Here is a 13,067-nt window from a genome sequence, read left to right as displayed (position 1 = left end):
CTAGTATCGCGGCAGCGTGGGATCGATCTCTAGGCTCCACGCGTCGATGCCGCCGGCGAGGTTTTTCACGTTTTCGAAGCCGGCTTGACGCAGCATGTGCGTCGCCCGCGCGCTGCGCATGCCCGAGTGGCAATAGACCACGATCTGAGAAGCTTTGTCGAGCTCGCCCATGCGCTCGCCGAGCTCGCGCATCTCGATCCATCTGGTGTATGGCAGCGCGGCGACCGCCAACTCGTCGGGCCGGCGCACGTCGAGCAGCTCGATGCGCTCGCCCGCATCCAGCTTCGCCTTGAGCTGCGCGACGGTCAGTTCGAAATCGTCCACGTCCCCATTCCTCGCGATCGGCGCGTCGCCGCAGAGCTTGTCGTAGTCGACGAGCGCGGTGATCGTCGGATGCTCGCCGCACACCGGGCAATTCGGATCTTTGCGCAGCTTGAGCTCCCGGAAACGCATCTCAAGCGCGTCGAACAGCAGCAGCCGCCCGAGCAACGATTCGCCCACGCCGCAGATGAGCTTGATCGTCTCGGTGGCCTGGATCAGCCCGATGATGCCGGGCAGCACGCCGAGCACGCCGGCCTGGGCGCACGACGGCATCGCGCCGGGCGGCGGCGGCTCCGGGAAGACGCAGCGATAACACGGACCGAGGCGCGCATCGAACAGCGACGCTTGGCCCTCGAAGCGATAGACAGAACCGTAGACGCTCGGTTTGCCCGACAACACGCACGCGTCGTTGACCAGATAGCGCGTCGCGAAGTTGTCGCTGCCGTCGACCACGATGTCGTACGAGCGCAGCAGCTCGAACGCATTGCCGCTGTCGATCTGGACGTCATGGCCTTCCACGGCGACGTTCGGATTGATCTCCGCGATCGTCCGCACGGCGGAGTCGACCTTGGAGCGGCCGGTCATGCTCGTGCCGTGCAGCACCTGGCGATGAAGATTGGAAAGCTCCACGCGATCGTAGTCGACGATGCCGAGCGTGCCGACGCCGGCGGCCGCGAGATAGAGCGCCGCGGGCGATCCCAGACCGCCTGCGCCGACCAGCAGCACGCGCGCTTCCTTGAGCTTGCGCTGGCCGTCCTGTCCGATCTCGGGCAGGATCAAGTGGCGGCCGTAGCGCGCGAGCTCTTGCGGGGTGAACGTGGACGTCTGCGTTGCCATGGAACCCGGCTATTCGACACGGGGCGCGGTCAACCCGCGCCCCGCGTACGCCCTTAGAGGAGCGGCCCGCAGGTCAGGCTGCGGTGCGCTTACCGACCAGGTTCCAGATGAGCGCCGCCAGGATCGCGCCAACGATCGGCGCGGCGAAGAACAGCCATAATTGGCTGAGATACTCGCCGCCCGCGTACAGCGCCGGGCCGAGGCTGCGCGCCGGGTTGATCGACGCGTTGGTGATCGGAATCGCGACGAAGTTCGCCACCGCGAGCGCGACGCCGATCGCGATGCCGGCGAAGCCGGCCGGCGCGCCCTCAGAAGTCGACCCCAAGATCGTGAACATGAGTACGAACGTCGCGATCATCTCGACGAGGAACGCGCCGATAAGCCCGACGCCGAGCGCCGAGTTGTCGCCGAATCCGTTGGCGACCGCCTGCGCCATGCTCGAGTCGTACTTGCCGCTGGCGTAAAGGACCAACACGAGCGTGCCCCAGCCGCACGTGCCGCCCACCAGTTGGGCGATGATGTAACCCGGCGAGTCGGACCACGCGAACTTGCGGGCGACGCACAGTCCGATCGTGACGGCCGGGTTGATATGACAGCCGGAGATCGATCCGATGGCGTATACCATGGCGAGCAGCGTGAATCCGAACGCCAGCGAGATGCCGACGTGGCCGATGGTCTTGCCGTCGTACAGCGCCGTGCCGATGCCGACGAACATCAGCACGAACGTCCCGACGAATTCCGCGATGTAACGGTTCATAGCACCCCCAAAAGAAAAAAGGCCGAGCGTATGCCCGGCCGCTTTACTTACGTCGTGTGCGGTTTCCTACGTTCAGACGTTCTTTTCGATCGGGACGCCGATGAGATTGCCGTATTCGGTCCACGATCCGTCGTAGTTGATGACGTCGTCTAGTCCGAGGAGATACTTCAGAACGAACCACGTGTGCGACGAGCGCTCGCCGATGCGGCAGTATGCGATCGTCGGCTTGCCCGGATCCAGCCCCGCTTTGGTGTAGAGCACGCGCAGCTCGTCGGGGGACTTGAACGTGCCGTCCTCGTTGACCGCCTGGCTCCATGGCACGTTGATTGCACCCGGTATGTGGCCCGCGCGTTGCGCGGTCTCGGTCATGCCGGGCGGCGCGATGATCTCGCCTTTGAACTCAGGCGCGGAGCGGACGTCGACGAGATTGCGCGCGTGCGTGCGTACGGTCTCGAGCACGAAGTCGCGCTTGGCGCGAAGTTTCTCGTCGACCTTGGCGATCTTGTACGACGTTGTGGGATACGAGGGAACATCGGTCGTCAGCGGGCGGTTCTCGGCCACCCACTTCTTGCGTCCGCCGTCGATCAGCACGACCTTGTCGTGTCCGTAATACTTGAGCAGCCAGAGCGCGAACGCGGCGAACCAGTTGTTGTTGTCGCCGTAGAGCACGACCGTCGTGTCGTTGCCGATGCCGGCGGACGACAGCAGCGCTTCGAACTCTTCCTTGGACGGGATGTCGCGCCGGATCGGATCGTTGAGCTGCGATTGCCAATTGAAGCCGACGGCGCCCGGCAGATGGCCCTTCTCATACTCGGTCGTGTCGACGTCGATTTCGACGAAGCGCAGTCCCTGATCGTCGAGATGGGATTGCGCCCAATCGGTGCTGACGAGGGTTTGCGTGGGTGCGATGGTGGTTGCCATGAGACTCCTCTGGTTCTTGCGCGGCAGGGCGGCAGCGAGGCTGCCCCGTACTACCGGCGACGATGGTGGATCAAGACCCTGATTCTGATTTCTCGTTAGATCTGCGCCATATAGGGCGCGTCAACGATAAAGAGATGCCGATCGAAGCTGCCGGTATGGAGATGGCCAAGCCAGGTTCTCCCGATCTTCGCCGGCGCAAGCACACCGTGACCCTCCCCGGCAGCGATCCGCCGATCCCGTTCGATCCGCCCCAAACCGAGCGCTAGCGCCTCTCCGGCCGGCTCGAGCAGGGCGCACAGCGTCACTATCTAATTGCATCCATTGCTATGGTACGTAATGGTGTCAATAAGGACGCAGCCCAAGGGACGCTGCAGCCCGTCAGCTTCTCCGGCCGCGACCGCCGGCCGCTCTACCAGCAGCTCGCCGAGGGCATTGCCGCGCAGATCCGCGACGGCGTGCTGGGCAAGGGCGACAAGCTTCCGCCGCAGCGCGAGATGGCGAGGTCGCACGGCATCGCGCTGGTGACCGCCAGCCAGGCGTACGAGGTCCTCGCCGCCGAGGGGTTGGTGGAATCGCGCACCGGGCGCGGCACTTTTGTGTCCTTCGATCCGCTCGAACCGATGCGCTTCGATCGCAAGCCCGCTGCGCCGGCGACGCCGGCGGACGGCGTGCCGCTGCCCGCACAATCGGTCGGGCGCTGGGATCCGGGCATCCATCGCTACGCGACCGAAACGCGCCGCGTCGCGGCCATGCAGCTGCTGCGCTCGGCGGTGCGTCCGGGCGCGATCGCCATCTCGGCGGGCCACACCGCACCCGAGACCTATCCGGTCGCCGACTTCGCGCAGTGCTATGCGCGCACGTTCCTCGACGATCCGCCGGAGATCCATCAGTATCGCGCCGATCGCGGCGACGAGACGCTGCGCGCGTTCTTCGCCGAACGGCTGCGCGCCCGCGGCGCCGACGTGGGCGCCGACGACATCTTGATCGTGAGCGGCGCGCAGCAGGCGCTCAGCCTGGTCGCCGAGACGCTGCTCGAGTACGGCTGCGCCGCAGCTGCCGAAGCGCCGACGTATTTCTCCGCGCTCGAGGTGTTCGACCAACGCCGCGTGTCGTGGACCAATCTCGCGGCGGATGAAGACGGTCTGATCCCGGCCTCGTTCGCCGAGGCATGCCGGCGCGCCGGCCCTCGCGTCGCGTACATCAACACGGCGGCGCAGAATCCGACGGGCTCCTATTCCGCTCGCGCGCGCCATCGCAAGATCCTCGAGGTCGCGCGCCAGGGCCAAGTCACGATCGTCGAGGACCAGACGTGTTGGCCGCTCTCGTACGATGCGGAGGCTCCGCCGCCGCTGATCGCGTCCGACGGAGACGAGCGGGTCGTCGTCATCGAGAGCATGAGCAAGCTCCTCATGCCCAGCTTGCGCATCGGTTACATCGCGGCCAAGGGCGCCGCGCTCAACGCGCTCTACGCGGCCAAGCTGCGCGCCGACTCATTCACCACGACCGTCGCGCAGCGCGCGTTGCTGCGCTTCTTGGAATCGAAAGCCGCCGCGCGCCACCTGCGCGCGACGCGATTCCTCTACCACCGGCGGCGCGACGCCCTGCACGCAGCCCTGCTGCGCGTGCTGCCCGACGGCGCGCGCGCGGCGTTGCCGCGCGGCGGTCTCAACGTCTGGGTCGAGCTGCCGCCGCAGTGGTCGGCGATGGAGCTGTTCGGCTACGCGGCGCAAGAAGGCGTCGTGTTCTTGCCCGGCCAGCCGTTCTACCCGACCGCGCCGGCGATCAACACGCTGCGCATGTCGTTCGGCAAACTTCCTGAAGAACACGCCGGCGAAGCGATGGCGCGTTTCGGGCGCGCCGTGCGCGCGTATGCATCGGCGCGCAAGCGCCACCACGGCGAACACATGGACTCGACGGCCGCCGCGGCGGTCTAGGGGCGCGCGGGCGGATTCTCGAACTCGGGGGCCTCCCCGAGCGGCGCTCGGGCACCACAAGTATGGAGACATTGATGGCGACTGTCGCGCACCGCATCTCGGAATTCAAGAATGAACCGATCCTCGATTTCAAGGATCCGTCCAACCGGCAGAGGGCGCAAGCGGCCCTTGCGTCAGTCCGCGCCGGGTTCGGCACGACTTACGATCTCATCATCAATGGGCAGCGCGTGCGGGGATCCGGCACCTTCGACTCGCGCAATCCCGCCAAGCCCAGCGAGATCATCGGCAAGCTGCAAAAGGCGACGCAGGCGCAGGCGCGCGAGGCCGTCGCCGCAGCGGAACAGGCGTTCCTGACGTGGTCCAAGACGCCGGCGCAAGAACGCGCTGAGCTGCTCTTCAAGGCCGCCGAGCGGGTGCGCCGCCGCCGCTTCGAGTTGGACGCGCTGCTCGTGGCGGAGGTCGGCAAGAGCTGGCCCGAGGCCGACGGCGACGTCGCCGAAGGCATCGATTTCCTCGAGTACTACGCGCGCGAGATGCTGCGCCTCGCCGGACCGCACCCAGTGACGCCGGTGCCAGGCGAGAAAAACGCGATGATGTACATCCCGCTGGGCGTCGGCGTGGTCATCCCGCCGTGGAATTTCGCGTTCGCGATTATGGCCGGCATGACGTCGGCCGCGGTCGTGACCGGCAACACCGTCGTGCTCAAGCCCTCGAGCGATTCGCCGGTCATCGCGTACAAGTTCGTCGAGCTGCTGGAACAGGCCGGCATGCCGCCAGGCGTCGTCAATCTGCTCACCGGGTCGGGCTCGGAGATCGGCGATCTGCTCGTCGAGCATCCGCGGGTGCGCTTCATCTCGTTCACCGGCAGCAAAGAGGTCGGGCTTCGCGTCAACCAGCTCGCGGCGTCGCCTCATCCGGGCCAGATCTGGATCAAGCGCGTGGTCGCCGAGATGGGCGGCAAGGATTCGATCGTGGTGGCCGCCGATGCCGATCTGGACGCCGCGGTCGAGGGTGTCGCCGTTTCGGCGTTCGGTTTCCAGGGCCAGAAATGCTCAGCGTGCTCGCGCGCGATCGTCGAGGCGCCGGTGTACGACGAGTTCGTCAAGCGGCTGACGCAACGCGTCGGGTCGATCGCGGTCGGCGATCCCGCAGACCCGGCCAACTACATGGGTCCGGTCGTCAACGAAGGCTCGCGCAAGAAGATCGAAGCGTATATAGAGGAAGGCAAGAAAGAAGGCAGGCTGGTCGCCGGCGGAGGACGCGCGCCGGGCGACGGATACTTCGTGCAGCCCACCGTCATCGCCGACGTCAAACCGGACGCGAAGATCGCGCAAGAGGAGATCTTCGGTCCCGTGCTCGCGGTCATCAAGGCCGTGGATTACGACGACGCGCTGCGCATCGCGAACAACACGGAGTTCGGCCTCACCGGCGCGGTCTATTCGAAGGATCAGTCGAAGCTCGAGCGCGCACGCGATGAGTTCCACGTCGGCAACCTCTATTTCAACCGCAAGTGCACGGGCGCGATGGTCGGCGCGCATCCTTTCGGCGGCTTCAATATGTCCGGGACCGACTCCAAAGCCGGCGGACCCGACTATCTGCTGCTCTTCCTGCAGGCGAAGAGCGTGAGCGAAAAAGTTGGCTGATGGAGCGCAGATGGCGCCGGTAACCGCGCGCCTTCGCGTGGCTGCCGCCATCGCGGTGGTGCTGATAGCGGCGTATGCGGCGCTCGCTCTCGCCGGGTTTGCGCCGTGGCCGCGCTCGATCGTGTCGATCGCCGGCGCGGACGCACCGCACCGCGGCTACGCGCTGGTGAGCGGCTATTACCTCGCTCAGCCGTTCATCTCCAACGGCAATGGCCTGCCGCCGTATGAGTTCGGTGAGCCGGTGGGCACACATGCTCAAGCCGCCTCCGTCCATGTCGCGCCGGCGCTCTCCGATCTGCGCGCGTACCGGGTCGTGGCCGTCATCGACACCGCGACGGGCGACGGCAGCGAGTGGAATCCGTATCAGATCCACACCGTCGGGTCGGTCGATAGCGTCGTGCTGGGAGCGACGGCAGGCGGCGCGATGCTGCTCGCGCTGGTCTTCTGGGGAGCCGGCTACATCGCGATGATGATGCCGGCGCGCTCAGTACGAAACGAGGCGCGACGAGTAGCGGGCTAGGGGCGCATATGGCACCGACGGAGTTGCGGTGCGACGTCGCCGTGGTGGGTGCGGGCCCCGCCGGTGCGAGCGTCGCGCTGCGCCTGGCTCGCCGCGGCGCGGACGTGATTCTGATGGAACGCTCGCGCATGCCGCGCACCAAGGTATGCGGAGAGTACCTCAGCCCGGCGACGCTCGCGTCCCTCGCAACCCTAGGACTGCTCGAGTGCGTTCGAGCTCGCGCTCACGCGCTCGCGTCGCTGCGCATCTCCGGCTTCGGCATCGCGCCGGTACTGATGCGGCTTCCCGGCCAGGGCGGCCTTGCGATCGCGCGATCCGATCTTGACACGCTAGTTGCGGATGAGGCTTCGAAGGCCGGTGCACGCGTGGTGCTCGGAACGTACGTGACGGCGATCGAGAACGATGACGGGATCATTGCGAGCTACCGCGATGCCGCCGGCGAAATGCACCATATCGCCGCCCGCGCGCTCGTCGGCGCGGACGGCGCGTGGTCGGCCGTCGCACAACGCACCCGCATGGCCGGCCGCCAGCGGCGCGGTGGGCGCTGGGCGGTGGGCGGCCATCTGGAAACGCCGTCCGAGAGCGACGAGGTCGAGATGTTCGTGGGCCAGGACGGCTATTACGCGCGCAACCCGCTGGGCGGCGGATTGACCAACGTCATGCTCGTCCTTCCTGAGCCGCTCGGCGACGACCAAGCCGACGCCGCGGCGCGCCGCCTGAGCGACGGACGCTGCGGCTTACGGCTCGACGCGCTGCAGCGGCGGGTCGCGGTTGGTCCGCTCGCGTATCGCGCGAGCACGCAGATAGCACGGCGCATCGTGCTCGCCGGCGATGCGGCCGAGCTCTTCGATCCATTCCTGGGCCAGGGCATCGCGCTCGCGCTCGAGTTGTCCGAAGCGTCCGCCGATGCGGCGACGGCGCTTGCGATGGGTGGGGATTGGCGCGTCACGGCCCAGCGCTACGTCTCCGTGCGCGCAGCCGCGGTGCGCCGGACGCGCATCATCGCGCGCGCCGTGGACTCGCTGCTTCGCGTGCGCTGGCTGCGCGGACGCGCGGCGCGCAAGCTCGCGCGTCGGCCGGAGCTTGCCGACCAGTTGCTCGAAGTCGTGGCCGGTTCGGTCCCGGATAGCCGCAGGCTCGCGCTGGTGTGGGATCTCATCGCATGATGCATGCGCTGCGCAGCATCGACATCGCCGCTCCGCCGCAGCGCATCTACGAGCTCGCACAGGACATCGGCCGCTGGCCGGCACTGCTGCCGCACTACCGCTACGTGACCGTCACGCGTGAGACGCCGCGCGAGCGGATCGCGGTCATGGCGGCGAGGCGCGGTTGGATCCCCGTGCGCTGGGAGACCGAGCAGCGCCTTGATCCGAGCACGCCGCGCATCGAATTCACGCACCTTTCAGGCTGGACTGCCGGAATGGAGGTCGCGTGGACGTTCGCGCCGATCCAGGGCGGCACGCGGGTCAGCATCATCCACGAGCTCGATTTCAAACGCATTCCGGTGTTCGGCCCGTGGATCGGCAAGCGCATCATCGGGGATTTCTTCATCCAAAGCATCGCGGGCCAGACGCTCGCACGCATGAAAGAGCTAGCAGAGGCGACGACGTGAATAACAGGGTCTACATCACCGGTATCGGCGCCATCACGCCGATCGGCATCGGACGCGAAAGCTTGTGGCGCGGCGCGCTTGAGGGCAAACGCGGCGTGCGCAGTCTCGATCGTTTCGATCCCGCACCGTTCCGTTCCAAAGTCGCGGGCCAGGTCGAGGACTTCGATCCGGCCGCATTTCTCGAGCGCCGCGCGCTGGCGCGCTCCGAACGTTTCGCGCAGTTCTCGTTGGCCGCCGCACGGCTCGCGTTCGAAGATGCGCGCTTCGAGCCCAATGGCGATGACGGCGACTTCGGCGTGTGGGTCGGAAGCGCGCTTGGCGGCGCCGCGTACGGCGAGGCGCAGAACCGCAACTTCATCGAACGCGGCATCAAGGCGGTGCATCCGATGCTTGCGCTGTCGGTGTTCCCTGCGGCGGCCTGCTGCAACATCGCGATCCAGTTCGGCATCCATGGGCCGACGGTCTCGAACTCGAACTCGTGCGCGGCGGGCGCCGTCGCGCTCGGCGAGGCGTTTCGCGCGGTGCGCTCCGGCTACGCGCGCCGCGCGCTGGCCGGCGGCGTCGAGGTACCGCTCACCCCGCTCATCTTCGGCGCGTTCGACGTGATCAAGTCGATGTCGCAGCGCAACGGCGATCCCTCAAGCGCTAGCCGGCCGTTCGACGCGCAGCGCGACGGCTTCGTGATGGCTGAAGCGGCGTGCCTGATGCTGCTCGAACGCGAGGAAGACGTCGTCGCGCGCGGTGCGACGCCGTACGCAGAGCTGTGCGGCTATGCCCTGACCAACGACGGCCAGCACATGGCGGCGCCTCGCGAAGATGGGCGCGAAGCCAAACGCGCCATGCAGCTCGCGCTGGCCGACGCGGCGGTGCGACCCAGCGACGTCGACCACATCAACGCGCACGGTTCGTCGACGCCGCTCAACGATCCAACCGAAAGCCGCGCGATCCGCGAGGTGTTCGGCGATGCGGCCGACCGCGTGATCGTGTCTGGCATCAAGGGGATGATGGGCCACGCGCTTGGGGCGACCGGCTCGGTCGAGGCTGCGCTGTGCGCGCTCGGACTGCGCGAGAGCGTCGTGGTGCCGACCGTCAATCTGGAGACGCCGGCAGACGGATGCGACCTGCGTTATTCGCCGGCGGTGCCGATGCCGCTGCGGCAAAAAGTGGTGCTCTCGAACAGCTTCGGATTCGGCGGGCTCAACGCCGCGCTCGTCTTCAAGGCGGCGTGACGCCGGCTACTTCGCGCTGATGTCTCGGATGATCTTGAGCGCTTGCTGCAGCGCGCCGTCGTGACTCGAACTGAATTCGTTCTCGAGCTCCAAGATAGTTTCGACGATCGCCTTGTTCATCACCCAATTGGGATCGTCGCCGCGCTCTGCGGCGCGGCTTATCGTATTCTCGGTCAGGTGCCGCCTGCACGCGTCGATGCAGAACTGTAGAACCGCCGGGCTTGCCCTATGCTTGCGGACCTCGGCGATCAGGTCGGCTCTCGCGCTTTCGTACGGCCATGTGTCGTTGATGTCGTTCATGTGCGTACCCCCATGAACCGTATATCGGCCGGTCGGCCAAAATCCCCGGGGGTATTGTCGCAGAGCGGAAAGCTGCGTCAACTTGAACGCACGTCACGCTCGCCCGTGCGTGACGCGCAGCGCAGAGGTCAATAGGTCAGGCGGAACTTCGCGTAGACGTACGGATAGTTCGGCCGGAACCAATTCCGCAAGCTGCGCCGGACGAGCTCGCGCGCTGTGACCGGCGACGCACCTTTCATCACATAGTGCTCGCCATCGAAGAAGTCCGCCGAGTAGCCCGGATAGGAGACCATGCGCTCGAAGCCGGGCAACGGGGCGAAGACCGTCGAGGTCCACTCCCATCCGTTCCCGACCAGGTCCTCGACGCCCCACGCGCTCGCGCCATCGGGATAGGACCCGGCTGCGACCGGATCCCAGTGATCGAATCCGAAGTTGCCGCGTTTCGATGACGGCGCCTCATCGCCCCAAGGCTGGCTGCGCTCAGTGCCCTCGGGCGTGCCGTAGGCCGCGCGATGGAATTCGGGCTCGGTCATCAGACGCGCGCCGCGCCAACGGGCATACGCGCTGGCCTGCTCTTGCGACACGTAGACCGGCCATGCGGGCGGCAGCGGGAGCTCCGAGAACATCGTCGTCTGCATCCACCTGCCGTCGCGCTGGATCCAAAACGGCGGAATCGCGCCGCCGCCCTTTTCGACGAACTCGAGGTAGTCGGCGTTGGTCACGCTGTGCTTGTCGATCTCAAAGGCCGGCACGTCGACGACGGTCTCTCGGAACTCGTTATCCCAGCCGAATTCGGCTTGTTCGGGCGATGCGCCCAACGTCGCACGCCCAGCGGGCACGCGCAGGCGCGCCTGCGCAGGGGGTTTGCCGCCGGGAATCGGCGCCAGGACGTCGTGCGGGCGGCGTTTCTCTGCCAACGGCAAGCGGTGCAGCATGTACAAGAGCGTCTCGTGATGCATCGGCTCGTGCTCGAGGATCGTGTAGATCGCTTCTTTGACGCGCGGCGTCACCACCACGGGGTCGGCATCGGCCTTGGCCAGGATCTGCAACACCGCCGCATCCCAGCGCTGCGCCAGCGCTTGCACTGCAGCTCGTTCCGGCCACTGCTGCGGCGCGCTCTGTTTTGCGGCATCGGCGGTCGACGGGTCGATGCCGCGATAAAAGAGCCGCTCCATCGGCTCGTCAATGCTCGGTTCGCCGACCGCATCTTTGGCAAGCGTGATGAAGCTGAACGCCGGCAGATGGCCTTCGTAGAAGCGGACGGGATGGCGCAGCGGGATCGGACGGCTCGCGTACGCCTCCGGCGACACCATGTCGAAGAGCGACGCCGAACGGCGCCGATTCTCGACATACCAGTCCGCGAAATTCGACCGGCCCGTCTTCGCTAATGTGATCGCCATGATGTGGTGTCTCCCAATCCCCGCCCCGCGCTCGATTTCGGAGCGCTGGCTTGCTGGGCGGCGCTCGATTACCCTGCGGACCGCGGGCCGCTAATTGATGGACGCCACCAGTATCGGCTTGGTCGTCGGCGCCGTTGACCCGCCGGGGGGTTCGATCGTCACCGCGACCGTCAAACCTTTTTCGGCACCGACCGGAAGCACGACCGTCGCATCGCCATGTGCGTCGGGATTGAACGTCGGCGCGGGCGTCGGCTTGGCGCCGGCGCGGATGTACCACGCTTGATATACTTTACCCGCAGGCAGCGGCTGCAGACCATGCGTCTCAAGCCGCAACGCGCCGCCGGCCGCGACCACGCGACCGTTGACCGTGCACGGCGTCGCAGTCGTCGTACACCCCACCGCCCAGCTGCGTCCGCCGAACATGCCCGATTCGAACGCCCACGTCGCGGCGAACACGACGATGACGACCGCTGCCGCCGCGGCGAGCCAACCGGGCTGCATCCAAAACGCCGGTCGAAGCGGTGTCACGGTCGCGGGGGCCTTGCGTGCCGCCGCCGCCGCGGCCGACAGGATGCGCTCGCGCAGCGCCGCTGGCGGCTGCTGCTCGACGCTGACGGACAACGCATATGCGGCCAGCCGCCCGCGGGCGAGCACCTGCGCGCTGCCTTCCTTCTTTAGATAAGCTTCCACCAACGCGCGCTCTTCCGGCTCTAAGCCGCCCAGGGCATAGAGCTCGATGAGTTCTTGCATCTGCTGATCGCGCTCGTCCATCACGTCGTCTGCACCTCGCCGAGCGCATCCATCAAGCGGCGCAACCCGGCGCGGATGCGGCTCTTGATGGTGCCCAGCGGTTCGCCGAGTTTCTCGGCGACCTCGCGGTATGACAGCCCTTCGAAATACGCGCGTTCGATCGCCTCGCGCTGATCCGTCGGCAGCGACGCGAGCGCGCTGTTGACCGCGGACGCGCGCACTCGTCCGAACACTTCGTCATCGAGATCGACATCGGAGGGCAGGTCCACCGGCATCTCAGGCTCGCGCGTGCGCACGGCGGCGCTGCGCAAGATATCGATCGAGGCGTTGCGCGCCACGGTCGCCACCCACGCCGAGAAGTTGCCGCCTTGGAACGAGGCCGGCCGCGACCAGACCTGGAGGAACACGGATTGGGCGACATCCTCGGCCTGAGTCGGGTTGCCGAGGATGCGCCGCGCCACGCCGAAGACCAGCGCCGCGTGGCGGTCGTAGAGCTGCGCAAACGCATCTCCGTCGCCACGGCTCACGCGCTCGATCAGCGCGGCGTCATCGCTCATGTAGCGGCGCGGTTCGAGCGCGCGCGGCGCATCTCCCGGTGTGTGCCAGGTTCCGATCAGCGTGGGTCGTTGCGCCAGCCCGAGCGTGCACATGTCCTCTATGGAACGGCGCGAGCCAGTGCGCGGATGGCAGCTGTCAGCACCTCTCATCCGACATTCATCGCGGCCCGTTATGCGGGTGTCACTTGCCACCAGGGAGGCGACCAATGAACGCAAGGATGCTGCCCATAGCCGGCGGCGCGGCCATCGCGGCGCTCGCCGGAGCGCTCATACTGTACAACGCGCA

Annotated in this window: 13 protein-coding genes; 6 read left to right on the top strand and 7 right to left on the bottom strand. The window is 66.9% G+C overall.

Going from position 1 to position 13,067, the window contains the following annotated elements; genetic code table 11:
* The 3 genes from moeB to VKF82_00990 all read right to left on the bottom strand — a co-directional run bounded on the left by moeB (position 1) and on the right by VKF82_00990 (position 2,836).
* A complete protein-coding gene (moeB, locus tag VKF82_01000) occupies positions 1–1,158 on the bottom strand; it encodes a molybdopterin-synthase adenylyltransferase MoeB (GenBank protein ID HME80632.1) in 1,158 nt (385 codons plus the stop codon).
* A 73-nt stretch (positions 1,159–1,231) separates the two neighbouring features.
* Entirely contained in the window at positions 1,232–1,915 is a 684-nt protein-coding gene (locus VKF82_00995; GenBank protein HME80631.1) for an MIP family channel protein, read from the bottom strand.
* Between the two features lie 72 nt (positions 1,916–1,987).
* Positions 1,988–2,836, bottom strand: a complete 849-nt coding sequence (locus VKF82_00990; protein HME80630.1) for a sulfurtransferase — start codon at positions 2,834–2,836, stop codon at positions 1,988–1,990.
* A 326-nt stretch (positions 2,837–3,162) separates the two neighbouring features.
* Here VKF82_00990 and VKF82_00985 point away from each other — a divergent pair, with 326 nt between their 5' ends.
* The 6 genes from VKF82_00985 to VKF82_00960 all read left to right on the top strand — a co-directional run bounded on the left by VKF82_00985 (position 3,163) and on the right by VKF82_00960 (position 9,774).
* Positions 3,163–4,770: a PLP-dependent aminotransferase family protein gene (locus VKF82_00985; GenBank protein ID HME80629.1), complete on the top strand. Its 1,608-nt coding sequence runs from the start codon at positions 3,163–3,165 to the stop codon at positions 4,768–4,770.
* Between the two features lie 74 nt (positions 4,771–4,844).
* Positions 4,845–6,413 carry an L-glutamate gamma-semialdehyde dehydrogenase gene (gene pruA, locus VKF82_00980; protein HME80628.1) on the top strand — a complete coding sequence of 523 codons (1,569 nt, stop codon included), beginning with the start codon at positions 4,845–4,847 and terminating at the stop codon, positions 6,411–6,413.
* A 10-nt stretch (positions 6,414–6,423) separates the two neighbouring features.
* A complete protein-coding gene (locus VKF82_00975) occupies positions 6,424–6,933 on the top strand; it encodes a hypothetical protein (GenBank protein ID HME80627.1) in 510 nt (169 codons plus the stop codon).
* 8 nt (positions 6,934–6,941) lie between these two features.
* Positions 6,942–8,099: an FAD-dependent oxidoreductase gene (locus VKF82_00970; protein ID HME80626.1), complete on the top strand. Its 1,158-nt coding sequence runs from the start codon at positions 6,942–6,944 to the stop codon at positions 8,097–8,099.
* On the top strand, positions 8,096–8,545 hold the full coding sequence (locus VKF82_00965) for an SRPBCC family protein (GenBank protein ID HME80625.1): 450 nt from the start codon (positions 8,096–8,098) through the stop codon (positions 8,543–8,545). Before VKF82_00970 ends, VKF82_00965 begins: the two co-directional genes overlap by 4 nt.
* Positions 8,542–9,774, top strand: a complete 1,233-nt coding sequence (locus VKF82_00960; protein ID HME80624.1) for a beta-ketoacyl-[acyl-carrier-protein] synthase family protein — start codon at positions 8,542–8,544, stop codon at positions 9,772–9,774. The genes VKF82_00965 and VKF82_00960 overlap by 4 nt, the downstream gene beginning before the upstream one ends.
* A gap of 6 nt (positions 9,775–9,780) precedes the next feature.
* Here the strand turns inward: VKF82_00960 and VKF82_00955 are convergent, their stop codons facing one another.
* From VKF82_00955 to VKF82_00940, 4 genes are all read right to left on the bottom strand, one after another.
* Entirely contained in the window at positions 9,781–10,074 is a 294-nt protein-coding gene (locus VKF82_00955; GenBank protein ID HME80623.1) for a hypothetical protein, read from the bottom strand.
* A 128-nt stretch (positions 10,075–10,202) separates the two neighbouring features.
* On the bottom strand, positions 10,203–11,474 hold the full coding sequence (locus tag VKF82_00950; GenBank protein HME80622.1) for an SUMF1/EgtB/PvdO family nonheme iron enzyme: 1,272 nt from the start codon (positions 11,472–11,474) through the stop codon (positions 10,203–10,205).
* A gap of 90 nt (positions 11,475–11,564) precedes the next feature.
* Positions 11,565–12,245: an anti-sigma factor gene (locus tag VKF82_00945; GenBank protein HME80621.1), complete on the bottom strand. Its 681-nt coding sequence runs from the start codon at positions 12,243–12,245 to the stop codon at positions 11,565–11,567.
* Positions 12,245–12,931, bottom strand: a complete 687-nt coding sequence (locus VKF82_00940; GenBank protein HME80620.1) for a sigma-70 family RNA polymerase sigma factor — start codon at positions 12,929–12,931, stop codon at positions 12,245–12,247. The genes VKF82_00945 and VKF82_00940 overlap by 1 nt, the downstream gene beginning before the upstream one ends.
* Positions 12,932–13,067 lie beyond the last annotated feature (136 nt).

The sequence above is a fragment of the Candidatus Eremiobacteraceae bacterium genome (assembly GCA_035314825.1).
Taxonomy (GTDB): Bacteria; Vulcanimicrobiota; Vulcanimicrobiia; order Eremiobacterales; family Eremiobacteraceae; genus JAFAHD01.
The sequence above is the reverse complement of the archived record's forward strand: the minus strand, read 5'-3'. Positions and strand labels throughout refer to the sequence as shown.